Raw genomic sequence first — 25,442 nt, 5'->3', positions numbered from 1 at the left:
TCCGGATTTTTTGCACAACCCCTTTTTTCGATCTTTTTTACTGAGTGGTGAGTTTTCACTCTTTTCGCTGCGAACACGAGCGATCTGCTCAAAAAGCAGCTTGTTTAGCAGCCTGATAAGCCGCAGGCTTAGGGTATTAACAGAGAAGGAGAAGGATCATGTCTGTCGCTTTGCGATCTTATAAGCACTACTTTCCACACATTGGCGATCGCGTCATGGTAGATAGCAGCAGCGTTGTTGTCGGTGATGTTCATCTTGCCGATGACGTAAGTATCTGGCCGCTGGTTGCCATACGTGGCGATGTGAACCAGGTTGTGATTGGTAAAAGAAGCAATGTTCAGGATGGCTGTGTACTGCACGTCACGCATAAATCCGCCAGCAATCCGGCAGGGTACCCGCTGATTATTGGTGAGGATGTCACAGTCGGACATAAAGCTATGCTGCACGGCTGCCATATTGGCAATCGTGTATTAGTTGGAATGGGAGCGATTCTGCTTGATGGCGTCATTGTCGAAGATGACGTAATGATCGGTGCGGGTAGTCTGGTGCCCCCCGGAAAACGTCTTGAAAGCGGCTACCTCTATCTGGGCAGCCCGGTCAGGCAAGTGCGTCCGCTCAGCGAGGCTGAAATTACCGGCCTGCTTTACTCAGCGAACAACTATGTGAGCTGGAAAAATGATTATATAGATCAGGGCAACCAGAGCCAGCCCTGATTATCGATCCTGTCATCCCGAATTAACGTCTCTGCTTCATCTTCCAGATCCCAGCGATGAGCGACAAATAGCGCCATCGCTTCGCCCTCACCAAACCTGGCGCGTAGCGCCTCCTGCGAAATGGCACAGTTCATTCCCATACCATTTATCTGTACCGGAAAAATCACCGCCTGCTGCTGTGCATCCCACGTTTCGCGATCGGGAAACTGTATCGCCTGATTCACGACTGCATCGCCTGCTTGAGTCTGGCAATCACCGGCGCGATCTCTGGCATTACACCATGCCAGAGCTGGAAAGCATGTGCTGCCTGCCCCACCAGCATGCCGACGCCATCTGCCAGCTGCTGGCTACCCTGCTGCTGGCACCAGAGCAAAAACGGCGTCAGTCCTTGCTGATAAAACATATCGTAACAGCGCACCCGAGCAGAGATCAGCGTTTCCGGCAAAGGCGGCACCTTGCCATCCACCCCGCTGGAGGTCGCATTAATGACCAGATCGAAATCCTGCTCATCCAGCTGGTCAAAACTTGCGGCAGCAATCGCGCCGCTGTGCTGGAAAAGCGTGGCCAGCTGTTCCGCGCGCTGCACCGTACGATTGACCACCACCACAGAGCATCCTAAAGAGAGCAACGGTAAAATCACGCCGCGTGCCGCACCGCCCGCCCCCACCAGCAAAATACGATCACCGGGGCGGATCATGTGCAGACGTTCCAGATCGCTTAGCAGGCCAATGCCATCTGTATTGTCACCGAGGATCGTGCCGTCGCTCCTCTTCTTTAGTGTGTTAACCGCACCCGATAAGGCCGCACGTTCGCTGAGCTCATCAGCAAATTCCCATGCCTGCTGCTTAAACGGCAACGTAACATTTGCGCCTCTACCCTGAGCGGCGAAAAAAGCCGCAATAGTTTGTGGAAATTCATCAAGCGGCGCGCAGATGCGTCCATACGCATGTTCGATACTGGTTTGTGCAGCAAACTCCGCGTGGATAAAAGGTGATTTGCTATGTGCGATGGGGTTGCCAAAAACCGCAAAGTTTTCCATGAGTCAGCCCTGACGAATAAGTTCGCCGCTAATAACGTCGCGAATTTCAGAAGGATTCAAGCGTCCACCGGTTTCCGCCTGTAAAACAGGGAATTGCGGACCAAACTGCTGCGCCACTTCAGCCGCGTTACGGCAGGGTGGCTCACCCGAGAGATTGGCGCTGGTTGAGACCAGCGGTTTGCCAAAGCCGCGGCACAACGCCCGGACCTCCGGGTGATCGCTGACGCGCACAGCCAGTGAATCGAATCGGCCGGTCAGCCAGCGCGGCGTATGCGGCGAAGCAGGCACAACATAGGTGACCGGGCCAGGCCAGCTGGCAAACATCCTTTCTCGCTGCAGTACCGTCAGTTCACGATCGGCAATATAGGGTTCCAGCTGTGCATAATCAGCAGCGATCAGAATCAGCCCCTTCTCTACCGGGCGCTGCTTAAGCGCCAGCAGTGCCATAACGGCGCTTTCGCTATCCGGATCGCACCCCAGACCGAATACCGCTTCGGTCGGATAGGCAATTACTTTTTGCTGCTGCAGTTGTTCGAGACAGAAGTCGAGGCTTCCTGGTAAATATGGGCTCTGATTCATGATGACTCTTCGTTCCGGGCAACCGGCTTGCCACAGCGTTTGCTGGCGCAAAAGCGTTTCATGCCCTGGGCTGTTTTCTTTTCAATTAATAATGGGAACTGGCAATGCGGACAAACACCTTCTACCGGCGTCGCATTGACCGCAAACTGGCAATCAGGATAACGATCGCAGGCGTGGAACGTTTTGCCATAGCGCGAGCGGCGCTGTACCAGTTTGCCGCTGCTGCACTGCGGGCAGGCAATCGCGGTTTCATCAGGTTTATCGATGGTTTCAGTGTAATCACACTCCGGATAAAGGCTGCAGCCGACGAACATACCGAAGCGCCCCTGACGCAGCACTTTATCCGCGCCACACTGTGGACAGGCATGGCCTTCCAGCACTTTAACGATATGTCCATCACCCTGGCCTTTCAGCGGGCGAATGTAATCACAAGTTGGGTAGTTAACACACCCAAGAAATGGGCCATGCTTGCCGGTACGTATGACTAATTCTGCCCCGCAAGCGGGGCAGGGTTCGTTTTTACGCACGGTAAATAACGCTGGTTTACTCATATTACCGAATGCATCAATCGCGAATTAATGCAGCATACCTTCATTGACGTCGAATAACAGTTCTTCCATCTGCTGATAGGCATTTTCACATCCGGGAATGTTGAAAAGCACCATCAGCACCACCCACTTGAGATCTTCCAGATCGAACTCCAGGGTATCAAGGGCCATCACACGTTCAATAACCATTTCGCGCGTTTCCATGTTCAGCACCTGAATCTGCTCCAGGAACAAAACAAAGCCGCGGCACTCGGCATCTAAACGCTGACTCTCCTCTTCCGTGTAGATTCGCATTGAGAGCGGATCATTTGCCAGCAGCACGGGCGCCACCAGACCGTCCTGATAATCTGCCAGTCGTTCAAGCCAATTCAACGCATTGTAGATATCTTCACGATGAAAACCGGCATCGGCTAAATCATCGGTCAATTTATCCTGGTCAACGCGCATTTCGGCTTCGTTGTGGATATAAGTCTCAAACAAGTACATAAGTACGTCGAACATGGCATGCCCTCCTCAATCGGACATAGCCGCCGGGTACAGCTGCGATCCATCCTGCTAACTCCAGCTCCAGCAATTGCGCTGCGGTGGCTGGCACAGGTTGGCCGGCACGTTCAGCGACGACGTCAACAGGTGTAACCTCATCACCTACGTTAGCCAACACGCCTGCAAATGGCAATGGAACATCGTCACTGTGTTGTGAATATATTGTTTCCGAACTGCTAACTGGCAACCATTGCAGCGTAGAGTGCAGGTCCTCGAGAATATTGTTGGGATGCGCCACCAGCAGCGCGCCCTGCTGGATGAGCCAGTGGGTCCCTTCACTGCCCGGATTGCCCAGAGCGCCGGGTAGTGCATAGACATTGCGATTTTGCTCCAGCGCACAGCGCGCTGTCACCAGCGAGCCGCTTTTTAGTGAGGCTTCAACCACTAACACGCCATGACTTAATCCGCTGATAATACGATTGCGGCGCGGAAAGTTAACGGCGAGCGGGGCCATATTCAGTGGCTGCTCGGAAATTAAGGCTCCGCCCTGTTCAGTAATCTCACGTGCCAGCGCCTGATGACTTTTGGGATAGATATGGTTGAGGCCGCTGCCCAGCACGGCGACGGTTTTTCCCTGTGCTTCCAGTGCAGCACGGTGCGCCACGCCATCAATACCGCGCGCCAGACCGCTGGTGATGGTTAATCCGCTTAAAGCCAGTTGCTGGGTAAACCAGCTTCCCCACTGCTTACCGTACGGTGAACAGTGACGACTGCCCACTACCGCCAGCTGCGGCGTGGCAAGCGCGGATATATCTCCCGCCACATACAGTACCGGTGGATACCGGCTAATCTCGGTCAGCATGGCCGGATAGTTCGCATCAATACAGGTGATGATGTGATGTTGCTCAACCTCCAGCCACTGCAGCGCGCTTTCGAGCTGGCGCGGACATAAGCCAGAAAACTGTTGCCGCTGCGCGTCACTCAGCCCGTGCACCTGCAACCAGCTATCCTCAATTTCATCCGCATGTTGTAACGCCATGGCAAAATGCCGGGCGCGCTGGCCACTTAAACCATGTACGTTTGCCAACCTGAGTATCCGTTCCGTTTTATTCATGCTGCGCTCCCTGTCAGCCGTGCCTTGATGCGGTGCAATGCTGTCAATCAGGCCCTAAAAAGTCTACAATATGAGGCAATAATCTTTTCTTTAACGCATACAGATCTGGATATTTATGTCAGTTTTGCAGGTATTACATTTCCCTGATGATCGTCTTCGCAAAATTGCTGCACCGGTTGCGGCAGTAAATGCTGACGTTCAGCGTATCGTCGACGATATGTTTGAAACCATGTACGCCGAAGAGGGCATTGGCCTGGCAGCAACGCAGGTTGATATTCATCAGCGCATCATTGTGATTGATGTCTCTGAAAACCGTGATGAGCGCCTGGTGCTGATCAACCCGGAACTGCTGGAAAAACGCGGCGAAACCGGGATTGAGGAGGGCTGTCTCTCTATTCCGGAGCAGCGCGCCTTCGTACCTCGCGCCGAGTGGGTCAAAGTGCGTGCCCAGGATCGTGACGGCAAAAGCTTCGAGCTGGAAACCGATGGGTTGCTGGCGATTTGCATCCAGCATGAGATCGATCATCTCGACGGCAAGCTGTTTATCGATTACTTATCACCGCTGAAACGTCAGCGTATTAAACAGAAACTGGAAAAACTGGTCCGCCAGAATGCACGCGCATCCTGAGTGCTAACAGAAGGTTAAACTGTGTCTGCACCGCTAAAAATCATCTTTGCCGGTACACCTGACTTTGCAGCGCGTCATCTCGACGCGCTGCTCGCTTCTGAGCATCAGGTGGTTGGCGTCTTTACTCAGCCCGATCGTCCCGCCGGACGCGGTAACAAACTTACGCCGGGTCCGGTAAAAGTGTTAGCGCAGGCGCATAACGTGCCGGTCTTTCAACCGAAATCGCTAAAACCTGAAGAGAATCAGCAGCTGGTTGCTGACCTGCACGCCGATATTATGGTGGTAGTCGCTTACGGGTTGATTCTGCCCAAAGCGGTGCTGGATATGCCGCGGCTTGGCTGCATCAACGTACACGGCTCCCTGCTGCCACGCTGGCGTGGCGCAGCGCCGATCCAGCGTTCATTGTGGGCTGGCGACAGCGAGACCGGCGTAACGATCATGCAGATGGATGTTGGCCTGGATACCGGCGACATGCTGCATAAGCTCTCCTGCCCGATTACGGCGGAAGATACCAGCGCATCGCTGTACGACAAACTGGCTCAGCTTGGCCCGCAGGGCATGCTGTTCACGCTGGAGATGCTGGTAAATGGCAGTGCCACGCCAGAAGTGCAGGATGAAACGCAAGTCTCTTACGCAGAGAAACTCAGTAAAGAAGAGGCGCGTCTCGACTGGTCGCTTTCGGCCGCTCAGCTGGAGCGCTGTATCCGCGCCTTTAATCCCTGGCCGGTGAGCTATTTTACGGTGGATGATCAGCCGGTGAAAGTGTGGCAGGCGAGCGTGCTACCGCACCAGAACAAGCAACCCGGTGAGATTCTGCAAGCCGATAAGCAGGGTATTCAGATTGCTACGGCTGATGGCGTACTGAATCTGCTGTCTCTGCAACCCGCGGGTAAAAAAGCCATGTCGGCGCAGGACCTGCTCAACTCGCGTCGTGAATGGTTCACCCCAGGAACCGTTCTGGCCTGACTCCCCAAGCCCGGTAACGCCGGGCTTTTGTTTGATGAATAAATATGAAAAAAGCTACCAACCTGCGCAGCCTTGCTGCGCAACTGATTGAACGCGTGGTCGATAAAGGTGAGTCTCTCAGCGCCATTCTGCCTGCCGCCCAGAAAACGCTGTCGGATAAAGATGGCGCGCTGCTGCAGGAGTTGTGCTTTGGCGTGATGCGTACGCTGCCGCAGCTGGAAGCGCTGATCGGAAAGCTGATGGAGCGTCCGTTGACCGGCAAGCAGCGCGTACTGCACTATCTGATCATGGTGGGTTTATATCAGCTGCTCTATACCCGTGTACCTGCGCACGCTGCACTGGCCGAGACTGTCGCCGGTGCTGAAGTGTTGAAACGCGGTAATTTGAAAGGTCTGCTCAACGGCGTGCTGCGCCAGTTTCAGCGTCAGCAGGAGGCACTGCTGGCTGAAGTCGATCAGGGACCACAGCGTTACTGGCACCCGGGCTGGCTGCTGAAACGTTTGCAGAGCGCCTGGCCAGAACACTGGCAGCAGATTGTCGAAGCCAATAACCAGCGTCCGCCTATGTGGCTGCGGGTCAATCTTCAGCACTATCAGCGCGACGCCTGGCTTGCCTTATTAACGCAGCAAGAGAAAACGGCCTTCCCGGGTGATGCACCACAGGCGCTGCGTCTGGAATCGCCCGCCCCGGTTAGTCAGCTGCCGGGCTTTGACGAGGTTGGGTCACCGTGCAGGATCTCTCTGCTCAGCGCTGTGCACTGCTGCTTGAGCCGCAAAACGGCGAGCGCATACTCGATCTTTGCGCTGCGCCAGGGGGCAAAACCACACACATTCTGGAAATTGCACCGCAGGCAAAAGTACTGGCAATAGATATAGATGAACAGCGACTGAAGCGGGTGACCGAAAACCTGCAACGGCTTGGCTTGCAAGCAGACGTGCGTCAGGGCGATGGCCGTACGCCAGAGCAGTGGTGTGGCGATGAGCAGTTCGACCGTATTCTGCTGGATGCGCCCTGCTCGGCTACCGGTGTCATCCGCCGCCATCCGGATATTAAGTGGTTGCGCCGCGATCGCGACATTGCCGAGCTCGCTGCGCTGCAACGGGAAATTCTGGATGCGGTATGGCCACGACTGAAATCCGGCGGCACGATGATTTATGCTACCTGTTCGATTCTGCCTCAGGAAAACCATGAACAAATCAGTGCATTTCTGGCCGCGCACGATGATGCTGTAGCCGAAACGCTGCCGCAGGGCCAGCATCATGGCTGGCAGGTTTTTCCGACCATCGATGGCGGCGACGGTTTCTTCTACGCTAAGCTGATGAAAAAGTAGTACTGCGCACTCTGATACGAGCAACTTAACGATGAAAATTATTATCCTCGGCGCGGGCCAGGTGGGCGGCACGCTGGCAGAAAACCTGGTGGGTGAGAATAACGACATCACCGTGGTTGATAGCGATCCTTCACGCTTACGCGTGTTACAGGATAAGTTTGACCTGCGCGTGGTGCACGGCCATGGCTCACATCCGCGCATACTGCGTGAAGCCGGCGCCGAAGATGCAGATATGTTAGTTGCGGTGACCAGCTCTGACGAAACCAACATGATCGCCTGCCAGATCGCTTACTCACTCTTTAATACGCCAAACCGCATCGCGCGTATTCGTGCAGCAGATTACCTGCGCGATGCGGAAAAACTGTTTGTGCCCGAAGCGGTACCGATTGATCATCTGATCTCCCCTGAGCAGCTGGTCATCGACAATATCTATCGGCTAATCCAGTATCCGGGGGCACTGCAGGTCGTAAATTTTGCCGAAGGCAAAGTGAGCCTTGCCGTGGTGAAAGCCTATTACGGTGGTCCGCTGGTTGGTAATCCGCTGTCAATTCTGCGCGAACATATGCCGCATATTGATACGCGCGTGGCGGCTATTTTCCGCCAGGATCGCCCTATTCGCCCGCAAGGCTCAACTATTGTTGAAGCGGGTGACGAAGTTTTCTTTATAGCTGCGAGTCAGCACATCCGCGCGGTAATGAGCGAGATGCAGCGGCTGGAAAAACCGTATAAGCGCATCATGCTGGTCGGCGGCGGTAACATCGGCTTTGGTCTGGCACAGCGGCTGGAAAAGCAGTACAGCGTAAAACTGATTGAGCGTAATCAGCAGCGTGCCGCCGAACTGGCCGAACGTCTGCACGATACCATCGTGTTTTATGGCGATGCTTCAGATCAGGAGCTGCTGGCAGAAGAGCATGTTGATCAGGTCGATCTGTTTATTGCTGTTACCAATGATGATGAAGCCAACATCATGTCAGCAATGCTGGCAAAAAAAATGGGAGCCAAAAAGGTGATGGTGCTGATACAGCGCCGTGCCTATGTTGATCTGGTGCAGGGCAGCGTGATCGATATTGCCATCTCACCTCAGCAAGCCACTATCTCGGCCCTGCTTAGCCACGTACGTAAAGCTGATATCGTGGGCGTTTCCTCTTTGCGCCGCGGCATTGCCGAAGCCATTGAGGCCATCGCGCACGGCGAAGAGACGACATCGCGCGTTGTCGGCCGTCTGATTGAAGATATTAAATTACCGCCAGGCACCATTATCGGCGCTGTGGTACGTGGCGATGATGTAATTATTGCCAATGATAATGTACGAATCGAACAAGGCGATCACGTCATCATGTTCCTGACCGATAAGAAGTTTGTGCCGGACGTTGAGCGCTTGTTCCAGCCCAGTCCGTTCTTCCTGTAAGTTATAGATGTTACCTGACGTGATAGTCAGGTTTAATCCATTGTTATCATGGCAATTACACAAAGGTTTGTTAGACTTTAGCCACTGGCCAAGGCAAGGAGATAATAATGAGTTTATTGAAAGAGTTTCGTGATTTTGCGATGCGAGGCAACGTGGTGGATCTGGCTGTCGGTGTAATTATCGGCGCCGCATTCGGTAAGATCGTTTCATCACTGGTTGCCAACATCATTATGCCACCGCTCGGATTACTGATTGGCGGTGTCGATTTTAAGCAGTTCAAGTGGGTATTAAAACCGGCCGAAGGGGATATTCCTGCAGTTGTGATGGAATACGGTAATTTCATTCAAACCGTTTTTGACTTCATCATCGTTGCCTTTGCAATTTTTATTGCCATCAAACTGATGAACAAGTTGCACAAGAAAAAGGAAGTTGAGAAGCCCGCACCAAAACCTTCAAATGAAGAAGTGCTGCTGTCAGAAATTCGCGATCTGCTAAAGCAACAAAACAGTAAAGTCTGATGCAAAAAGCCGCCGGTTCAGGCGGCTTGTTTGTCTGTAAAGCAGAAGGCCAGTGGTAAACTTTGCTGCTTACCACTGGCCTCCCGGTTGCCACCTTTTGCATGTTTATCTTTGCGTCGGTAACTGCCTTTCCCTTTCTGGTTTTGCTCAACCCGCTGACGAAAAAGTGGATCGTGTAACAGCGCCTCCAGGGCATTCTCTTTAATTTTACCTTTACGATGCTGGTAATGACTCATGTTGTCCTCCGGTTAATGTGGGCAAAACTATAGGCCTTATGCGGTAAAATTCAATCTTTGCTACAACAAATTTCTGTATGAGGTTCTTCACCGGTTTCCAGCGCTTCAAGGATCGAACAACAGGCGGTACTGTGCTGATCGCCACAGCAGGTTTCAGCTAAACGGTGTAACGACCGCTGAATTGTTTGTAACTCAGCAATCATGCCATTCACCTCATCCAGTCGTTTTGCCACGATGGCTTTTGACTCCTGACACGTATGATGCTCAGGATCGACGCGGATCGACATAAGCTCGCGGATCGATTCCAGGCTAAACCCAAGCTGCCGGCCATAGCGAATAAAGCGCAGCCGCTGCAGGTCATTATCACTGTACAGACGAAAACCGCCCTGTGTGCGGACTTCGTGATCCATCATTTGCTGCTTTTCATAAAAGCGGATGGTGTCCGGCGTGACATCCGCAAGCTTTGCAATTTGTCCTATGCGATACATGCTATTTCTCCTGCTGCAAACGCTGGTTGATTGCCGCCCGATATTCGCTGTGCAGGAAATCGGTGTTCATACCGGCCTGGCGCAATTTACTTTCCAGCACATTTAAGCGTTTTGCCAGGGCGTTAGCTTGCTGATCGTCAGGATCGAGTTCACACAGCAAATCACTTATTGCCAGCGCATCGCGACGCATCTCAAGCTCTGGCGGCAGGTAGCCGGCATTTTTTAGCAGACGGTAAGCCGTACGAAGTTCGGACGGTATTCCACTGTCGTCCTCAAGTTTAAGAGGTGCGCCTTCACCGGGAAGATTACTCAGCTCCCCTTTCTCCTGTGCTTCACGAATATGCTGTTCAACCAGTTGATCAATGAGCCACATCATCACCTCCGGCAGTATCAATTGCCATCAGGATAGCTGAAGGGATAAAAATGGGAAGAAATCGCGGGCAATAAAAAACCCGCCGAAGCGGGTTTTTTACGATACTGCAAATTACTCTGCAGCAGCTTCTGCTTGAGCTTCTGGACGATCAACCAGCTCGATGTATGCCATCGGAGCGTTGTCACCAGCACGGAAGCCACACTTCAGAATACGAGTGTAACCACCGGCACGGCTCGCAAAACGCGGGCCCAGCTCGTTAAACAGTTTTGCCACGATCTCGTTATCACGAGTACGGGCGAATGCCAGACGACGATTAGCTACGCTGTCGGTCTTGGCAAGAGTAATCAGCGGCTCAACTACGCGACGCAGCTCTTTGGCTTTCGGCAGAGTCGTCTTGATGATCTCATGACGAACCAGAGAACCAGCCATGTTGCGGAACATAGCCTGACGATGGCTGCTGTTACGGTTCAGTTGACGACCACTCTTACGATGGCGCATGACCTTATCCTTCTCAGTGAAACCTTAACCTGTGATCGGGTTATTCATCAGCAATGCTTGCTGGCGGCCAGTTTTCCAGGCGCATGCCCAGAGAAAGACCACGTGAAGCGAGCACGTCTTTAATCTCAGTAAGAGATTTTTTACCCAGGTTAGGCGTTTTAAGCAGCTCAACCTCGGTACGCTGTACCAGATCACCGATGTAGTGGATAGCTTCTGCCTTAAGGCAGTTAGCAGAGCGGACAGTCAATTCCAGATCGTCAACAGGGCGCAGCAGGATCGGATCGAATTCTGGTTTCTCTTCTTTTACTTCCGGCTGACGTACATCACGTAAGTCAACGAAAGCTTCCAGTTGTTCTGCCAGGATGGTAGCCGCACGACGAATCGCCTCTTCAGGATCGATTGTGCCGTTGGTTTCCATTTCGATGACCAGCTTGTCCAGGTCGGTGCGCTGTTCTACACGCGCTGCTTCAACATTGTAGGCAATACGGTCTACAGGGCTGTAGCAAGCGTCAACCAACAGACGGCCGATTGGGCGCTCATCTTCTTCCGAATGAATTCGGGCAGAAGCCGGCACATAACCACGACCACGCTGAACTTTGATGCGCATGCTAATAGATGCGTTCTCATCGGTCAGATGGCAGATCACGTGCTGCGGCTTGACGATTTCGACATCACCATCATGGGTAATGTCGGCTGCAGTCACAGGGCCAATGCCAGATTTATTCAGAGTAAGAATAACTTCATCTTTACCCTGAACTCTTACCGCCAGCCCTTTCAGATTGAGCAGGATTTCCAGGATATCTTCCTGTACGCCCTCTTTGGTGGAGTACTCATGCAGCACGCCATCAATCTCAACCTCGGTCACCGCGCAACCCGGCATGGAAGAAAGCAGAATACGGCGCAGTGCGTTACCAAGAGTATGGCCAAAGCCACGCTCTAACGGCTCAAGGGTCACCTTGGCGTGCGTCGAACTCACTTGCTCGATATCTACCAGGCGCGGTTTTAGAAACTCTGTCACAGAACCCTGCATTGTGTCCTCTCTTTGGTACTAAGCTTTACTTAGAGTAAAGCTCGACGATCAGGTGTTCGTTAATGTCCGCAGACAGATCAGTACGCTCAGGCATACGCTTGAACACACCTTCCATCTTAGTCGCATCAACTTCCAGCCAGGTTGGCTTTTCACGCTGCTCAGCCAGCTCCAGAGCGGCCTTCACGCGAGATTGCTTTTTGGCTTTCTCACGGATGCTTACGACATCATTCGGAGATACCTGATAAGAAGCGATGTTAACAACGCGGCCGTTCACCAGGATAGATTTATGGCTAACCAGCTGACGTGCTTCTGCACGAGTGGCGCCAAAGCCCATACGGTAAACTACGTTATCCAGACGACCTTCCAGCAGAGCTAACAGGTTTTCACCGGTGTTGCCTTTCAGACGCGCTGCTTCTTTATAGTAGTTACGGAACTGACGCTCCAGCACGCCGTACATACGACGAACTTTCTGCTTTTCACGCAACTGGCCGCCGTAATCAGACAGACGCGGTTTACGCGCACCATGCTGACCAGGGGCTTGTTCAATTTTGCACTTGGAATCAATCGCGCGAACGCCAGACTTAAGGAATAAGTCGGTGCCCTCACGACGGCTCAGCTTGAGCTTAGGACCCAAATATCTTGCCATTTTCTTTCTCCAACTAACCTAAAAAACGGGGCGTTATACGCGACGTTTTTTCGGCGGACGACAACCGTTGTGAGGGATTGGAGTCACATCAGTAATATTAGTGATGCGGAAACCAGCGGCGTTCAGAGCACGAATAGTTGATTCGCGACCCGGACCCGGACCCTTAACCATAACTTCCAGGTTCTTAATACCGTAATCTTTCACGGCTTCTGCACAGCGCTCTGCAGCGACCTGAGCAGCAAACGGAGTAGATTTACGTGAACCGCGGAAACCGGAACCACCGGCGGTTGCCCAACCCAGTGCGTTACCCTGACGATCAGTAATGGTAACGATGGTGTTGTTAAAAGACGCATGGACATGAGCCACGCCATCTGAGACTTGTTTTCTTACACGCTTACGTGCACGAACTGGTGCCTTTGCCATTATTTACTCACCCCGATTATTTCTTGATCGGTTTACGCGGACCCTTACGGGTACGTGCGTTGGTCTTAGTACGCTGACCGCGAACCGGCAGACCACGACGATGGCGTAAACCACGGTAGCAACCAAGGTCCATAAGACGCTTGATGCTCAGGGTGATTTCACGGCGCAGATCACCTTCAACAACGAATTTACCAACTGCTTCACGCAGCTGATCAATCTGTTCTTCAGACAGCTCACTGATCTTAACATTTTCAGCGATGCCCGTTTCAGCGCAGATGGCTTTAGAACGGGTTTTGCCGATACCGAAGATCGAAGTTAATGCGATAACGGTATGTTTATGATCAGGAATGTTAATGCCTGCTATACGGGCCACTATGCACTCCTATAATTAAATAAATGCGAACCATGCTGAAAAGCCCGTTTTCAGGATACTCAAATGGAAACGCATCGACATACAAAAGATTGGCTGGCTAATCTAGCCAGCTCAACCCAACTTTGCAAGAAAAATATGTGACTTAATCAGCCCTGGCGCTGTTTATGCTTAGGCTCGGCGCTGCAGATCACACGTACGACACCGTCGCGACGAATGATTTTGCAGTTACGACATAATTTCTTGACGGAAGCACGAACTTTCATTTTTACTCTCCGTAACTTCTCAAGCTACTGAATTAACGGCCATAGCCTTTCAGGTTAGCTTTCTTCAATGCAGACTCGTACTGACTGGACATCATCAGAGTTTGCACTTGAGCCATAAAGTCCATGATGACGACCACTACGATCAGCAGCGAGGTGCCGCCAAAGTAGAAGGGAACCTTCATGGCATCACGCATGAACTCCGGGATCAGGCAGATAAAAGTAATATACAGTGCGCCGATTAAGGTCAGACGTGTCATTACTTTATCGATGTACTTCGCCGTTTGCTCTCCCGGACGAATTCCCGGTACGAATGCACCAGACTTCTTCAGGTTATCTGCTGTTTCACGCGGGTTGAAAACCAACGCCGTATAGAAGAAACAGAAGAAGATGATTGCAGTCGCATAGAGTAGCACATAAAGCGGCTGTCCTGGCTGCAAATACAGCGAAATTGTTGTCAGCCAGTTCCAACCACTACCGCTCCCGAACCAGGATGCTATCGTCGCCGGGAACAGAATAATGCTGGAAGCGAAGATCGCCGGGATTACGCCCGCCATGTTCACTTTCAACGGTAAATGTGTGCTCTGTGCAGCATATACACGACGCCCCTGCTGACGTTTAGCGTAGTTGACCACAATACGACGCTGGCCACGCTCAACGAAAATAACAAAGAACGTCACTGCAAATACAAGAACTGCAACCAACAGCAACAGAAGGAAGTGCAGGTCGCCTTGCCGCGCTTGCTCGATGGTATGGCCAATGGCCGGCGGAAGACCCGCAACAATACCCGCGAAGATAATGATCGAAATACCGTTACCGATACCACGCTCAGTAATCTGTTCGCCCAGCCACATCAGGAACATTGTCCCGGTAACCAGACTTACAACAGCGGTAAAGTAGAAAGCAAAGCCCGGATTTAATACCAGGCCCTGCATCCCCGGCATATTCGGCAGACCGGTAGCAATACCGATCGACTGGAATATGGCCAGAACCAGAGTGCCGTAGCGGGTGTACTGGCTAATCTTACGACGACCAGCTTCACCCTCTTTCTTAATCTCGGCTAACGCGGGATGAACCACCGTCAGCAGCTGGATAATAATAGAGGCCGAAATATACGGCATAATACCCAGCGCGAAGATTGAGGCACGACTGAGTGCACCACCAGAGAACATGTTGAACATTTCAATGATGGTGCCACGCTGTTGTTCAAGCAGTTTGGCAAGTACAGTGGCATCGATACCGGGGATTGGAATAAAAGAGCCAATACGGAAGACAATGAGTGCACCGATTACAAACAACAGTCTGCGCTTCAGTTCACCAAAGCCACCTTTGGCACTTTGAAAATCTAATCCCGGTTGCTTTGCCATCTGCTACTTATTCCTCGATTTTACCGCCAGCAGCTTCGATTGCAGCACGAGCACCTTTGGTGACACGCAGACCACGAATCGTTACCGGTGCAGAAACTTCACCAGACAGAATCACTTTCGCGAATTCGATCTGAACACCGATGATGTTTGCTGCTTTCAGAGTGTTCAGGTCAACAATACCGCCTTCCACTTTCGCCAGATCAGACAGGCGCACTTCTGCAGTCACGAATGATTTACGCGAGGTGAAGCCGAATTTCGGCAGACGACGGTACAGAGGCATCTGACCACCCTCGAAACCGCGACGTACGCCACCGCCAGAACGAGAGTTCTGACCTTTGTGACCACGACCACCGGTTTTACCGAGGCCAGAACCGATACCACGACCCAGGCGCTTAGAAGCGTGTTTAGACCCTTCGGCCGGAGACAGAGTGTTTAAACGCATCTCTTACTCCTCCACTTTCAGCATGTAGGAAATCGCGTTGATCATACCGCGTACTGCCGGCGTGTCTTCACGCTCTACGGTGTGACCAATACGACGCAGACCCAGACCAACCAGAGTGGCTTTGTGCTTAGGCAGGCGGCCGATTGAGCTACGGGTTTGTGTAATTTTAATAGTCTTAGCCATCGTGATTACCCCAGAATTTCTTCAACGGATTTACCACGCTTGGCAGCGACCATATCCGGAGATTTCATATTGCCCAGGCCGTCGATAGTTGCACGAACCACGTTGATCGGGTTGGTGGAACCATAGGCTTTAGCCAGAACGTTATGTACTCCAGCGACTTCCAGGACGGCGCGCATTGCACCACCGGCGATGATACCGGTACCTTCAGAAGCCGGCTGCATGAACACACGAGAACCCGTGTGAGCACCTTTAACAGGGTGCTGCAGGGTACCGTGAGTCAGCGCGACATTAACCATGTTGCGACGGGCTTTTTCCATCGCTTTCTGGATCGCTGCTGGAACTTCACGCGCTTTACCGTAACCAAAACCAACGCGGCCGTTACCATCACCCACTACAGTCAGTGCGGTGAAGGAGAAAATACGACCACCTTTCACAGTTTTAGAAACACGGTTTACCGCGATCAATTTTTCCTGCAGTTCGCCAGCTTGTTTCTCGATGTGTGCCATCTTAGACCTCTACCTTAGAACTGAAGGCCAGCTTCACGAGCAGCATCTGCAAGTGCCTGGACGCGACCATGATATTGGAAACCGGAACGATCGAAAGAAACACCTTTGATGCCTTTTTCGATAGCGCGCTCAGCCAGAGCTTTACCTACAGCTGCAGCGGCGTCTTTGTTACCGGTATACTTCAGTTGTTCAGCGATAGCTTTTTCTACAGTAGAAGCAGCAACCAGAACTTCGGAACCGTTCGGGGCGATTACCTGTGCGTAAATGTGACGCGGGGTACGATGTACCACCAGGCGAGTAGCACCCAGCTCTTTGAGCTTGCGACGTGCACGGGTCGCACGACGGATACGAGCAGATTTCTTATCCATAGTGTTACCTTACTTCTTCTTAGCCTCTTTGGTACGCACGACTTCGTCGGCGTAACGAACACCCTTGCCTTTGTAAGGCTCAGGACGACGGTAGGCGCGCAGATCAGCTGCAACCTGGCCAATCAACTGCTTATCAGCGCCTTTCAGCACGATTTCAGTCTGAGTTGGACATTCAGCAGTGATGCCGGCCGGCAGTGCATGGTCAACAGGGTGAGAGAAGCCCAGGGCCAGACTCACAGAGTTGCCTTTAACAGCTGCACGATAACCAACACCAACCAGTTGCAGCTTCTTAGTGAAGCCTTCGGTAACACCGATAACCATGCCGTTCAGCAGCGCACGAGCAGTACCTGCCTGTGCCCAACCATCCGCATAACCTTCGCGTGGAGCGAAAGTCAGGGCGTTGTCTGCATGCTTAACTTCTACAGCACTGTTGATAGTACGAGTCAGCTCGCCGTTTTTGCCTTTGATCGAAATTTCCTGACCGTTGAGTTTTACCTCTACGCCGGCAGGAACAACGACAGGTGCTTTTGCAACACGAGACATTTTATCCTCCGATTACGCTACGTAGCAGATAATTTCGCCACCAAGACCAGCCTGGCGCGCTGCACGATCAGTCATGACACCTTTAGAGGTAGAAATTACAGCGATGCCCAGACCAGCCATAACTTTTGGCAGCTCATCTTTTTTCTTATAGATGCGCAGACCTGGACGGCTAACACGCTGAATGCTTTCCACCACAGCTTTACCCTGGAAGTACTTAAGAGTCAGTTCCAGTTCCTGCTTGATGTCGCCTTCGATTTTAAAATCTTCAATATAGCCTTCTTCCTTCAGCACGTTGGCAATTGCCACTTTCAGCTTGGAGGAAGGCATAGAGACCGCAACTTTGTTCGCGGCCTGACCGTTACGGATACGGGTCAGCATATCCGCGATCGGATCTTGCATGCTCATCTGTGTTACTCCCGTGATTCAAATGGTGACAATTACCAGCTAGCCTTTTTCAGACCCGGGATTTCACCGCGCATAGCGGCTTCACGGACCTTGATACGGCTCAACCCAAACTTCCGCAGGAAACCGTGCGGACGACCTGTCTGACGGCAGCGGTTACGCTGACGTGAAGGGCTGGAATCACGCGGCAGACTCTGCAGCTTAAGAACGGCATTCCAACGGTCTTCGTCGGATGCGTTCACATCAGAGATGATCGCTTTCAGTTCAACGCGTTTTGCGAAGAACTTGTCTGCTAATTTCGCACGCTTAACTTCGCGTGCCTTCATAGATTGCTTAGCCATTAAGTAACCCTACCTTACTTGCGGAACGGGAAGTCAAAGGCAGCCAGCAGAGCACGGCCTTCATCATCAGATTTCGCAGTAGTGGTAATGGTAATATCCAAACCACGAACGCGATCGACTTTGTCGTAGTCGATTTCTGGGAAGATGATCTGCTCACGAACGCCCATGCTGTAGTTACCACGACCATCGAAAGACTTCGCAGACAAGCCACGGAAGTCACGAATACGCGGTACAGCAATAGTGATCAGACGCTCAAAGAACTCCCACATGCGCTCGCCACGCAGAGTTACTTTACAGCCGATCGGATAGCCCTGACGGATTTTGAAGCCTGCAACTGATTTGCGTGCTTTGGTGATCAGCGGTTTTTGACCGGAGATTGCTGCCAGGTCAGCTGCTGCGTTATCCAGCAGTTTCTTGTCAGCGATCGCTTCACCAACACCCATGTTCAGGGTGATCTTCTCGACCCGAGGGACTTGCATGACAGAATTGTAGCCAAACTCTGTCATGAGTTTCTGGACTACTTCGTCTTTGTAGTAATCATGCAGTTTCGCCATCGTACTACTCCAAATTACTTGATAGTTTCGCTATTAGACTTGAAGAAACGGACTTTTTTGCCTTCTTCGAATCTAAAGCCTACACGGTCAGCCTTGCCGGTTGCCGCATTGAAGATTGCAACGTTAGAAACCTGAATTGCAGCTTCTTTTTCAACGATGCCGCCTGGTTGGTTCAGAGCCGGAACCGGCTTCTGGTGTTTCTTAACCAGGTTGATACCTTCAACGATGACTTTACCAGAAGTCAGGACGTTCTTTACTTTACCGCGTTTACCTTTGTCTTTGCCGGTAATCACGATAACTTCGTCGTTACGACGGATTTTCGCTGCCATTGCTCGCTCCTTAGAGTACTTCTGGTGCCAGAGAGATAATTTTCATGAACTTTTCAGTACGAAGTTCACGAGTTACCGGCCCAAAAATACGCGTTCCGATTGGCTGCTCACTGTTATTGTTCAGAATAACGCATGCATTACCATCGAAGCGAATGACAGAACCGTCCGGGCGACGAACACCCTTCCTGGTGCGCACCACTACCGCTTTCAGGACATCACCTTTTTTCACCTTGCCACGCGGAATTGCTTCCTTGATGGTCACTTTGATGATATCGCCGACGCCTGCGTAGCGACGGTGCGAGCCACCCAGAACCTTGATACACATTACGCGACGTGCACCGGAGTTGTCGGCGACGTTCAGCATAGTCTGTTCTTGGATCATTTTAGTGCTCCGCTAATGTCAACTACTACTTCGGGACCCAAACCTCAGGTCGTTAAAAAGCCCCATAATTGAGGGCGCGGCATTATAACACCGGTTCTCGCACATGGGTAGAAAAAATGAACGGCCCGTTAGAGCCGTTCATTTTGTTTTTAGAGGAAACGGATTCTATTACAGAACCGCTTTCTCTACAACGCGAACCAGAGTCCAGGACTTAGTCTTGGACAGCGGACGGGTTTCGCGGATTTCAACCACGTCACCAATACCGCATTCGTTGTTCTCGTCATGGATGTGCAGCTTAGTCGTACGCTTAATGAATTTACCGTAGATCGGGTGCTTCACGAAACGCTCGATAGCAACAACAGCAGATTTCTGCATTTTGTCACTAACAACACGACCCTGCAGAGTACGGATTTTATCGGTCATTACGCCGCCTTCTCAGTCAGTAAAGTCTTAACGCGTGCAACATCACGGCGAACTTGCTTCAGCAGATGGGTCTGCTGCAGCTGGCCAGATGCTGCCTGCATGCGCAGGTTAAACTGCTCGCGCAGGAGGTTAAGAAGCTCAGTGTTCAGCTCTTCAACGCTTTTTTCACGCAGCTCATTTGCTTTCATTACATCACCGTCTTAGTTACAAAGGTGGTTTTGATAGGCAGTTTTGCTGCTGCCAGCTTGAAGGCTTCACGGGCCAGCTCTTCAGATACACCGTCCATTTCATACAGGACTTTACCTGGCTGGATCAGGGCAACCCAATACTCCACGTTACCCTTACCTTTACCCATACGCACTTCCAGCGGCTTCTCGGTGATTGGTTTGTCCGGGAATACACGGATCCAAATCTTACCTTGACGCTTAACTGCACGGGTCATAGCACGACGTGCTGCTTCGATCTGACGAGCAGTCAGACGACCACGGCCAACAGCTTTCAGACCGAAAGTACCGAAGCTAACATCCGTACCCTGCGCCAGACCGCGGTTACGGCCTTTGTGCACTTTACGGAATTTCGTACGCTTTGGTTGTAACATCAGCGACTCTCCTTACTTACGGCCTTTACGCTGCTGCTTTTTAGGTTGAGCAGCCGGTTCCGGTTGTTCAACAGCAGCCATACCACCCAGGATCTCACCTTTGAAGATCCATACCTTAACGCCGATTACACCATAAGTGGTGTGCGCTTCAGAGGTGTTGTAGTCAATGTCAGCACGCAGAGTGTGCAGTGGTACGCGACCTTCACGGTACCATTCGGTACGTGCGATCTCAGCACCGCCCAGACGGCCACTAACTTCAACTTTGATACCTTTAGCGCCCAGACGCATTGCATTCTGTACAGCACGCTTCATCGCACGACGGAACATCACACGACGCTCCAGCTGTGAAGTGATGCTGTCAGCAACCAATTTTGCGTCCAGTTCCGGTTTACGGACTTCGGCGATATTGATCTGAGCAGGAACGCCAGCGATTTTCGCGACGACCGTACGCAGTTTTTCTACGTCTTCACCTTTTTTACCGATAACGATACCCGGGCGAGCGGTGTGAATGGTCACACGGATGCTCTTAGCCGGACGCTCGATAACGATACGAGATACAGACGCTTTAGCCAGTTCTTTAGTCAGGAACTGACGTACTTTAAAATCGCTGTCCAGGTTGTCAGCGAATTCTTTGGTGTTCGCAAACCAGGTAGAGTTCCATGGTTTTACAATACCCAGGCGAATACCATTAGGATGTACTTTCTGACCCATTGCTAGTCTCCAGAGTCTCAGCGATCGGACACAACCACAGTAATGTGGCTGGTGCGCTTCAGGATGCGATCTGCACGACCTTTCGCACGCGGCATAATGCGCTTCATGCTTGGGCCTTCGTCTACGAAAATTTTCGCAACTTTCAGATCGTCGATATCAGCGCCATCGTTGTGTTCGGCGTTAGCAATGGCAGATTCCAGGACTTTCTTAACCAGTACAGCCGCTTTCTTGTTGGTGTAAGTCAGAATATCCAGAGCCTGCGACACTTTCTTACCGCGAATCAGGTCAGCAACAAGGCGAACCTTCTGAGCAGAAGAACGAGCATGGCGATGTTGAGCAATAGTTTCCATCTCTTCCTCCTACTTATTTCTTCTTGGCTTTCTTATCTGCAGCATGGCCGCGATAAGTACGTGTCGGTGCAAATTCACCCAGCTTGTGGCCGACCATTTCGTCGGAAACAAAGACAGGAACGTGCTGACGACCATTATGGACAGCGATGGTCAAACCGATCATGTTAGGGAAGATCGTTGAACGACGGGACCAAGTGCGCAGGGGCTTCTTGTCACCGCTTTCCACCGCTTTCTCTACCTTCTTCAGCAAGTGCAGGTCAATAAAAGGACCTTTCTTGAGAGAACGTGGCATGGCTTATCCTCTAAAATTATTTGCTACGGCGACGTACGATAAATTTATCAGTACGCTTGTTGCTACGGGTCTTCTTACCTTTGGTCTGAACGCCCCACGGAGTTACCGGGTGCTTACCAAAGTTACGACCTTCACCACCACCGTGCGGGTGATCGACTGGGTTCATCGCAGTACCGCGAACGGTAGGACGAACACCGCGCCAACGGGTTGCACCGGCTTTACCCAGAACGCGCAGCATGTGCTCAGCGTTACCGACTTCGCCCAGGGTTGCGCGACATTCGGATTCGACTTTGCGCATTTCGCCTGAACGCAGACGCAGGGTAACGTAGGAACCTTCACGCGCAACGATCTGCACGTAAGCACCAGCAGAGCGAGCAATCTGACCGCCTTTGCCTGGTTTCATTTCTACGTTGTGTACGGTAGAACCAACTGGGATGTTACGCATAGGCAGGGTGTTACCTGCTTTGATCGCAGCATCAACGCCAGACTGAATCTGGTCGCCAGCTTTCAGGCCTTTAGGGGCCAGGATGTAACGGCGCTCGCCATCTTTGTACAGAACCAGTGCGATGTTCGCAGAACGGTTCGGATCGTACTCAAGACGCTCAACAACTGCCGGGATACCATCTTTGTTGCGTTTGAAGTCAACAATACGGTAAGCCTGCTTGTGACCACCACCGATATGACGGGTAGTGATACGACCATTGTTGTTACGACCACCGGATTTGCTGTTTTTCTCAACCAGCGCGGCAAAAGGCTTGCCTTTGTGCAGCTCAGGGTTCACCACTTTAACTACGTGACGACGACCCGGAGATGTCGGTTTGCATTTAACAACTGCCATTGTCTTTCTCCTCCGACTTACTCAGCGCCGCCGACGAAGTCCAGGTTCTGGCCTTCTTTCAGGGTGACGTAAGCTTTTTTCCAGTCGCTACGACGACCGATACGCTGTCCGTGACGCTTAACTTTACCCTTAACAACCAGGGTGTTTACGTCTTTAACTTCTACTTCGAACAGTTTCTCAACAGCAGCAACGATCTCTGCTTTGGTCGCGTCTTTAGCAACTTTGAGAACGATGGTGTTAGTTTTTTCCATCGCGGTAGATGCTTTTTCAGATACGTGCGGCGCGCGCAGTACTTTCAGCAGACGTTCTTCACGGATCATGCCAGCATCTCCTCAACTTGCTTAACTGCTTCAGCAGTCATAACGACTTTGTCGAAGGCGATCAGGCTAACTGGGTCGATACCCGCTGCATCACGCACGTCAACCTTGTACAGGTTACGCGCAGCCAGGAACAGATTCTCATCCAGTTCGCCGGTGATGATCAGCACGTCTTCCAGCGCCATGTCTTTCAGTTTCTGTACCAGCAGCTTAGTTTTAGGCGCTTCTACAGAGAACGACTCGACAACGATCAGACGGTCCTGACGTACCAGTTCGGACAGAATGCTTTTCAGCGCGCCGCGGTACATCTTTTTGTTAACTTTTTGACTGTGGTCCTGTGGACGCGCAGCGAAGGTCACGCCACCTGAACGCCAGATCGGGCTCTTAACAGAACCTGAACGCGCACGGCCGGTGCCTTTCTGACGCCATGGCTTTTTGCCTGAACCAGTTACTTCAGCACGAGTCTTCTGCGCACGAGTACCCTGACGAGCACCTGCGGCATAAGCAACAACAACCTGGTGAACCAGCGCTTCGTTGAAATCACGACCGAAGGTAGTTTCGGAAACAGTCAGCGCGCTCTGCGCGTCTTTCAGTACTAATTCCATTGCTATCCCCTTACGCCTTCACAGCTGGTTTAACAATCAGGTCGCTGCCGGTTGCACCCGGAACAGCACCTTTGACCAGCAGCAGGTTGCGCTCAGCGTCAACACGTACCACTTCCAGGCTCTGAACGGTTACGCGCTCATTACCCAGCTGACCAGCCATTTTCTTGCCTTTGAACACTTTGCCCGGAGTCTGGTTCTGACCGATAGAACCCGGAACGCGGTGAGACAAGGAGTTACCGTGCGTAGCGTCCTGGGTACGGAAGTTCCAGCGCTTAACGGTACCTGCGAAACCTTTACCTTTAGAGGTACCGGTAACGTCTACTTTTTTAACGTCAGCGAAAATCTCAACACTGATGCTCTGGCCAACAGTGAACTCTTCACCTTCGGTGCGGAATTCCCACAGACCACGGCCAGCTTCAACGCCAGCTTTAGCAAAATGACCTGCTTCCGGCTTACCAACACGGTTTGCTTTTTTAGCACCGGTGGTAACCTGGATCGCCTGGTAACCGTCGTTTTCCAGACCTTTGACCTGGGTAACGCGGTTTGCTTCAACTTCGATTACGGTTACTGGGATTGAAACGCCTTCTTCAGTGAAGACGCGCGTCATGCCCACTTTTTTACCGACTAAACCAATCATTGTATCAACCTCTCAATCGCTCGATGACCTGATTAACCCAGGCTGATCTGCACGTCAACACCGGCAGCCAGGTCCAGACGCATCAGAGCATCAACGGTTTTTTCAGTTGGCTCAACGATGTCTACCAGACGCTTGTGAGTGCGGATTTCGTACTGATCACGCGCGTCTTTGTTAACGTGCGGAGAGATCAGAACGGTGAAGCGCTCTTTGCGAGTTGGCAGCGGGATCGGACCACGTACCTGCGCACCAGTGCGCTTGGCAGTCTCGACGATTTCCGCGGTTGATTGATCGATCAGGCGATGATCAAACGCTTTAAGACGGATACGGATTCTTTGGTTCGACATGAGACCAAGGCTCCAAACATTTTATAAACGAAAAGAATTACTACCCACACCCATTACGATTGATGGGGGAGTGTAATCGTTCAGCATATAACTCCCCAATCGGGAGTATTGTCAGGCGATACATAACTCGCTATCGCCTGCGATTCTGCTCGAATCGCGCCGCACCAATATCGGCAGGCCCGCGCATTATACGTAAATCTGTTCAGGAAGCAACCCGTGCTGTGTTTTTAACCTGAAAAGTACACGGATGAAGATAAAAAAGCCCGCAGTGGCGTGGCGGGCCTTTCAAACAGAACGTTGCGAACAGAATAACGTTAAGCGTCGCCCTCTTCCTTTAACTGGGCCTGCAAATAATTTGGCAGACCTATTTTTTGAATGAGATCGAGCTCTGTCTCCAGCCAGTCAATGTGGTGCTCCTCTTCCGCCAGTATCTCAATCATCATGTCGCGGCTCACATAGTCATGAACTTTGTCAGCCCAGGCGATAGCTTCCCGCAAATCTTTCGCCCCTTCCAGTTCAAGCGCCAGATCTGACTGCAGCATTTCAGGCACGTCCTCGCCGATTCGCAGCCGGCCCAGATCCTGCAAATTAGGGATACCTTCAAGGAACAGAATGCGTTCGATGTATTTGTCCGCATGCTTCATCTCATCGATCGATTCATGGTACTCAACATCATTGAGGCGAATTAACCCCCAGTTTTTGAACATGCGCGCATGCAGGAAGTACTGGTTGATTGCAACCAGCTCATTTCCCAGCAATTTATTGAGATGCGTTATGACTTTGCTATCGCCCTTCATTTTGCTTCCTCCGCTTCACGTTAAATAGAGCGTAGATGCGGATAAAAAGAAGTCAAAAAAACGCGACTGTTTTTGGGGTTATTATGCTGATGCAGCGTATTGTTTATGCTATCTCTTTATAAAGAGGCGCATTTTTCATTTCATCATCCATGATTTCCCGTGCAGCACGTATGCACTTACCACACTGCTTCCCAACCGGGACCAGCTGGCGTAACTGCTGAATCGATTTGGGCTGATAGCGGCGTACGACTTCACGCAGCGTTTTATCACTTACCGCATTACACAAACAGACGTACATTAACCTGTCGCTCCAGTACAATTTATGATCAAATTGTAAATGAGAATGGTTTTTATTTCAACGTAGCTTTTGTGTGGAATTGGCAAAAATCAGGCATAAAAAAAAGAGCACCGAAGTGCTCTTTTTATACTTCAGTGGCTACCTAAGCAGCCACCGCATTAG

General features: G+C 51.6%; 44 protein-coding genes and 1 pseudogene. 6 read left to right on the top strand and 39 right to left on the bottom strand.

Going from position 1 to position 25,442, the window contains the following annotated elements:
* Positions 1-158: 158 nt before the first annotated feature.
* Positions 159-713, top strand: a complete 555-nt coding sequence (locus HA48_RS18705; protein ID WP_128602655.1) for a gamma carbonic anhydrase family protein — start codon at positions 159-161, stop codon at positions 711-713.
* Here the strand turns inward: HA48_RS18705 and HA48_RS18700 are convergent.
* The 6 genes from HA48_RS18700 to dprA are packed head-to-tail and all read right to left on the bottom strand — an operon-like array spanning position 689 to position 4,476.
* Positions 689-937: a DUF1488 family protein gene (locus tag HA48_RS18700; RefSeq protein ID WP_128602654.1), complete on the bottom strand. Its 249-nt coding sequence runs from the start codon at positions 935-937 to the stop codon at positions 689-691. The genes HA48_RS18705 and HA48_RS18700 overlap by 25 nt on opposite strands.
* The gene (aroE, locus tag HA48_RS18695; protein ID WP_128602653.1) at positions 934-1,752 is read right to left on the bottom strand and encodes a shikimate dehydrogenase; all 819 of its coding nucleotides are present in this window, start codon (positions 1,750-1,752) and stop codon (positions 934-936) included. The genes HA48_RS18700 and aroE overlap by 4 nt, the downstream gene beginning before the upstream one ends.
* Before the next feature lie 3 nt (positions 1,753-1,755).
* Positions 1,756-2,331, bottom strand: a complete 576-nt coding sequence (gene tsaC / locus HA48_RS18690) for an L-threonylcarbamoyladenylate synthase type 1 TsaC (RefSeq protein WP_128602652.1) — start codon at positions 2,329-2,331, stop codon at positions 1,756-1,758.
* Positions 2,328-2,882 (bottom strand): DNA topoisomerase family protein, encoded by a 555-nt coding sequence (locus HA48_RS18685; protein WP_128602651.1) that lies wholly within the window; start codon positions 2,880-2,882, stop codon positions 2,328-2,330. Before HA48_RS18685 ends, tsaC begins: the two co-directional genes overlap by 4 nt.
* 24 nt (positions 2,883-2,906) lie before the next feature.
* Positions 2,907-3,380: a DUF494 family protein Smg gene (smg, locus tag HA48_RS18680; RefSeq protein ID WP_128602650.1), complete on the bottom strand. Its 474-nt coding sequence runs from the start codon at positions 3,378-3,380 to the stop codon at positions 2,907-2,909.
* Entirely contained in the window at positions 3,352-4,476 is a 1,125-nt protein-coding gene (gene dprA / locus HA48_RS18675; protein ID WP_128602649.1) for a DNA-protecting protein DprA, read from the bottom strand. The genes smg and dprA overlap by 29 nt, the downstream gene beginning before the upstream one ends.
* 115 nt (positions 4,477-4,591) lie before the next feature.
* Here dprA and def point away from each other — a divergent pair, with 115 nt between their 5' ends.
* The 5 genes and pseudogenes from def to mscL all read left to right on the top strand — a co-directional run bounded on the left by def (position 4,592) and on the right by mscL (position 9,326).
* Positions 4,592-5,104: a peptide deformylase gene (gene def / locus HA48_RS18670; RefSeq protein ID WP_128602648.1), complete on the top strand. Its 513-nt coding sequence runs from the start codon at positions 4,592-4,594 to the stop codon at positions 5,102-5,104.
* A gap of 21 nt (positions 5,105-5,125) precedes the next feature.
* Positions 5,126-6,070, top strand: a complete 945-nt coding sequence (gene fmt, locus HA48_RS18665; RefSeq protein WP_128602647.1) for a methionyl-tRNA formyltransferase — start codon at positions 5,126-5,128, stop codon at positions 6,068-6,070.
* A gap of 44 nt (positions 6,071-6,114) precedes the next feature.
* A pseudogene (gene rsmB, locus HA48_RS18660) lies at positions 6,115-7,400 on the top strand (16S rRNA (cytosine(967)-C(5))-methyltransferase RsmB).
* A gap of 31 nt (positions 7,401-7,431) precedes the next feature.
* Positions 7,432-8,808 (top strand): Trk system potassium transporter TrkA, encoded by a 1,377-nt coding sequence (gene trkA, locus HA48_RS18655; RefSeq protein WP_128602646.1) that lies wholly within the window; start codon positions 7,432-7,434, stop codon positions 8,806-8,808.
* Between the two features lie 107 nt (positions 8,809-8,915).
* Positions 8,916-9,326, top strand: a complete 411-nt coding sequence (gene mscL / locus HA48_RS18650; RefSeq protein WP_128602645.1) for a large-conductance mechanosensitive channel protein MscL — start codon at positions 8,916-8,918, stop codon at positions 9,324-9,326.
* A 17-nt stretch (positions 9,327-9,343) separates the two neighbouring features.
* Here the strand turns inward: mscL and HA48_RS18645 are convergent, their stop codons facing one another.
* From HA48_RS18645 to bfd, 33 genes are all read right to left on the bottom strand, one after another.
* On the bottom strand, positions 9,344-9,562 hold the full coding sequence (locus tag HA48_RS18645) for an alternative ribosome-rescue factor A (protein WP_128602644.1): 219 nt from the start codon (positions 9,560-9,562) through the stop codon (positions 9,344-9,346).
* A gap of 50 nt (positions 9,563-9,612) precedes the next feature.
* Entirely contained in the window at positions 9,613-10,050 is a 438-nt protein-coding gene (gene zntR / locus HA48_RS18640; protein WP_128602643.1) for a Zn(2+)-responsive transcriptional regulator, read from the bottom strand.
* 1 nt (position 10,051) lies between these two features.
* Positions 10,052-10,423 carry a DnaJ family domain-containing protein gene (locus HA48_RS18635; protein WP_128602642.1) on the bottom strand — a complete coding sequence of 124 codons (372 nt, stop codon included), beginning with the start codon at positions 10,421-10,423 and terminating at the stop codon, positions 10,052-10,054.
* Positions 10,424-10,534: 111 nt separating this feature from the next.
* The gene (gene rplQ / locus HA48_RS18630; RefSeq protein ID WP_003850180.1) at positions 10,535-10,921 is read right to left on the bottom strand and encodes a 50S ribosomal protein L17; all 387 of its coding nucleotides are present in this window, start codon (positions 10,919-10,921) and stop codon (positions 10,535-10,537) included.
* A 40-nt stretch (positions 10,922-10,961) separates the two neighbouring features.
* Positions 10,962-11,951 (bottom strand): DNA-directed RNA polymerase subunit alpha, encoded by a 990-nt coding sequence (locus tag HA48_RS18625; protein WP_007891688.1) that lies wholly within the window; start codon positions 11,949-11,951, stop codon positions 10,962-10,964.
* Positions 11,952-11,976: 25 nt separating this feature from the next.
* Positions 11,977-12,597, bottom strand: coding sequence for a 30S ribosomal protein S4 (rpsD, locus tag HA48_RS18620; RefSeq protein WP_039380782.1), 621 nt, complete (start codon positions 12,595-12,597; stop codon positions 11,977-11,979).
* A gap of 33 nt (positions 12,598-12,630) precedes the next feature.
* Positions 12,631-13,020, bottom strand: coding sequence for a 30S ribosomal protein S11 (gene rpsK / locus HA48_RS18615; RefSeq protein WP_004160563.1), 390 nt, complete (start codon positions 13,018-13,020; stop codon positions 12,631-12,633).
* A 16-nt stretch (positions 13,021-13,036) separates the two neighbouring features.
* Entirely contained in the window at positions 13,037-13,393 is a 357-nt protein-coding gene (gene rpsM / locus HA48_RS18610) for a 30S ribosomal protein S13 (protein ID WP_128602641.1), read from the bottom strand.
* A 146-nt stretch (positions 13,394-13,539) separates the two neighbouring features.
* Positions 13,540-13,656 carry a 50S ribosomal protein L36 gene (gene rpmJ / locus HA48_RS18605; protein ID WP_004160566.1) on the bottom strand — a complete coding sequence of 39 codons (117 nt, stop codon included), beginning with the start codon at positions 13,654-13,656 and terminating at the stop codon, positions 13,540-13,542.
* A 32-nt stretch (positions 13,657-13,688) separates the two neighbouring features.
* Complete coding sequence (gene secY, locus HA48_RS18600; protein WP_039380787.1) at positions 13,689-15,020, bottom strand: preprotein translocase subunit SecY; 1,332 nt, start codon at positions 15,018-15,020, stop codon at positions 13,689-13,691.
* 7 nt (positions 15,021-15,027) lie between these two features.
* Positions 15,028-15,462 carry a 50S ribosomal protein L15 gene (gene rplO / locus HA48_RS18595; RefSeq protein ID WP_128602640.1) on the bottom strand — a complete coding sequence of 145 codons (435 nt, stop codon included), beginning with the start codon at positions 15,460-15,462 and terminating at the stop codon, positions 15,028-15,030.
* Between the two features lie 3 nt (positions 15,463-15,465).
* Positions 15,466-15,645 (bottom strand): 50S ribosomal protein L30, encoded by a 180-nt coding sequence (gene rpmD / locus HA48_RS18590; RefSeq protein WP_013510758.1) that lies wholly within the window; start codon positions 15,643-15,645, stop codon positions 15,466-15,468.
* A 5-nt stretch (positions 15,646-15,650) separates the two neighbouring features.
* The gene (rpsE, locus tag HA48_RS18585) at positions 15,651-16,151 is read right to left on the bottom strand and encodes a 30S ribosomal protein S5 (protein WP_128602639.1); all 501 of its coding nucleotides are present in this window, start codon (positions 16,149-16,151) and stop codon (positions 15,651-15,653) included.
* 14 nt (positions 16,152-16,165) lie between these two features.
* The gene (gene rplR, locus HA48_RS18580) at positions 16,166-16,519 is read right to left on the bottom strand and encodes a 50S ribosomal protein L18 (protein WP_128602638.1); all 354 of its coding nucleotides are present in this window, start codon (positions 16,517-16,519) and stop codon (positions 16,166-16,168) included.
* Between the two features lie 9 nt (positions 16,520-16,528).
* Entirely contained in the window at positions 16,529-17,062 is a 534-nt protein-coding gene (gene rplF / locus HA48_RS18575; RefSeq protein WP_128602637.1) for a 50S ribosomal protein L6, read from the bottom strand.
* A gap of 12 nt (positions 17,063-17,074) precedes the next feature.
* Positions 17,075-17,467, bottom strand: coding sequence for a 30S ribosomal protein S8 (rpsH, locus tag HA48_RS18570; RefSeq protein WP_128602636.1), 393 nt, complete (start codon positions 17,465-17,467; stop codon positions 17,075-17,077).
* A gap of 32 nt (positions 17,468-17,499) precedes the next feature.
* Positions 17,500-17,805, bottom strand: a complete 306-nt coding sequence (rpsN, locus tag HA48_RS18565) for a 30S ribosomal protein S14 (RefSeq protein ID WP_128602635.1) — start codon at positions 17,803-17,805, stop codon at positions 17,500-17,502.
* A gap of 14 nt (positions 17,806-17,819) precedes the next feature.
* Positions 17,820-18,359 carry a 50S ribosomal protein L5 gene (gene rplE, locus HA48_RS18560; RefSeq protein WP_013510763.1) on the bottom strand — a complete coding sequence of 180 codons (540 nt, stop codon included), beginning with the start codon at positions 18,357-18,359 and terminating at the stop codon, positions 17,820-17,822.
* 14 nt (positions 18,360-18,373) lie between these two features.
* A complete protein-coding gene (gene rplX / locus HA48_RS18555) occupies positions 18,374-18,688 on the bottom strand; it encodes a 50S ribosomal protein L24 (protein ID WP_034830741.1) in 315 nt (104 codons plus the stop codon).
* A gap of 10 nt (positions 18,689-18,698) precedes the next feature.
* The gene (gene rplN / locus HA48_RS18550) at positions 18,699-19,070 is read right to left on the bottom strand and encodes a 50S ribosomal protein L14 (RefSeq protein ID WP_006120590.1); all 372 of its coding nucleotides are present in this window, start codon (positions 19,068-19,070) and stop codon (positions 18,699-18,701) included.
* 168 nt (positions 19,071-19,238) lie between these two features.
* Positions 19,239-19,493 carry a 30S ribosomal protein S17 gene (rpsQ, locus tag HA48_RS18545; RefSeq protein ID WP_081134621.1) on the bottom strand — a complete coding sequence of 85 codons (255 nt, stop codon included), beginning with the start codon at positions 19,491-19,493 and terminating at the stop codon, positions 19,239-19,241.
* Positions 19,493-19,681 (bottom strand): 50S ribosomal protein L29, encoded by a 189-nt coding sequence (gene rpmC, locus HA48_RS18540; protein ID WP_039330894.1) that lies wholly within the window; start codon positions 19,679-19,681, stop codon positions 19,493-19,495. The genes rpsQ and rpmC overlap by 1 nt, the downstream gene beginning before the upstream one ends.
* Positions 19,681-20,091, bottom strand: a complete 411-nt coding sequence (gene rplP / locus HA48_RS18535; protein ID WP_015962145.1) for a 50S ribosomal protein L16 — start codon at positions 20,089-20,091, stop codon at positions 19,681-19,683. The genes rpmC and rplP overlap by 1 nt, the downstream gene beginning before the upstream one ends.
* Before the next feature lie 12 nt (positions 20,092-20,103).
* The gene (rpsC, locus tag HA48_RS18530) at positions 20,104-20,802 is read right to left on the bottom strand and encodes a 30S ribosomal protein S3 (protein WP_034830744.1); all 699 of its coding nucleotides are present in this window, start codon (positions 20,800-20,802) and stop codon (positions 20,104-20,106) included.
* 17 nt (positions 20,803-20,819) lie between these two features.
* Positions 20,820-21,152: a 50S ribosomal protein L22 gene (gene rplV / locus HA48_RS18525; protein ID WP_007891659.1), complete on the bottom strand. Its 333-nt coding sequence runs from the start codon at positions 21,150-21,152 to the stop codon at positions 20,820-20,822.
* A 13-nt stretch (positions 21,153-21,165) separates the two neighbouring features.
* A complete protein-coding gene (gene rpsS / locus HA48_RS18520) occupies positions 21,166-21,444 on the bottom strand; it encodes a 30S ribosomal protein S19 (RefSeq protein ID WP_001138115.1) in 279 nt (92 codons plus the stop codon).
* Positions 21,445-21,460: 16 nt separating this feature from the next.
* A complete protein-coding gene (rplB, locus tag HA48_RS18515; RefSeq protein ID WP_128602634.1) occupies positions 21,461-22,282 on the bottom strand; it encodes a 50S ribosomal protein L2 in 822 nt (273 codons plus the stop codon).
* A gap of 17 nt (positions 22,283-22,299) precedes the next feature.
* Entirely contained in the window at positions 22,300-22,602 is a 303-nt protein-coding gene (rplW, locus tag HA48_RS18510) for a 50S ribosomal protein L23 (protein ID WP_010618574.1), read from the bottom strand.
* Positions 22,599-23,204, bottom strand: coding sequence for a 50S ribosomal protein L4 (rplD, locus tag HA48_RS18505; protein WP_128602633.1), 606 nt, complete (start codon positions 23,202-23,204; stop codon positions 22,599-22,601). The genes rplW and rplD overlap by 4 nt, the downstream gene beginning before the upstream one ends.
* A gap of 10 nt (positions 23,205-23,214) precedes the next feature.
* On the bottom strand, positions 23,215-23,841 hold the full coding sequence (gene rplC, locus HA48_RS18500; protein ID WP_128602632.1) for a 50S ribosomal protein L3: 627 nt from the start codon (positions 23,839-23,841) through the stop codon (positions 23,215-23,217).
* A 32-nt stretch (positions 23,842-23,873) separates the two neighbouring features.
* Positions 23,874-24,185 carry a 30S ribosomal protein S10 gene (rpsJ, locus tag HA48_RS18495; protein WP_006120582.1) on the bottom strand — a complete coding sequence of 104 codons (312 nt, stop codon included), beginning with the start codon at positions 24,183-24,185 and terminating at the stop codon, positions 23,874-23,876.
* 314 nt (positions 24,186-24,499) lie between these two features.
* Complete coding sequence (gene bfr, locus HA48_RS18490) at positions 24,500-24,982, bottom strand: bacterioferritin (protein WP_128602631.1); 483 nt, start codon at positions 24,980-24,982, stop codon at positions 24,500-24,502.
* 103 nt (positions 24,983-25,085) lie between these two features.
* The gene (bfd, locus tag HA48_RS18485) at positions 25,086-25,280 is read right to left on the bottom strand and encodes a bacterioferritin-associated ferredoxin (protein WP_128602630.1); all 195 of its coding nucleotides are present in this window, start codon (positions 25,278-25,280) and stop codon (positions 25,086-25,088) included.
* Positions 25,281-25,442: the final 162 nt, after the last annotated feature.

The organism is Pantoea wallisii, assembly GCF_002095485.1.
In the GTDB taxonomy this organism is placed as follows: Bacteria; Pseudomonadota; Gammaproteobacteria; order Enterobacterales; family Enterobacteriaceae; genus Pantoea; species Pantoea wallisii.
The sequence above is the reverse complement of the archived record's forward strand: the minus strand, read 5'-3'. Positions and strand labels throughout refer to the sequence as shown.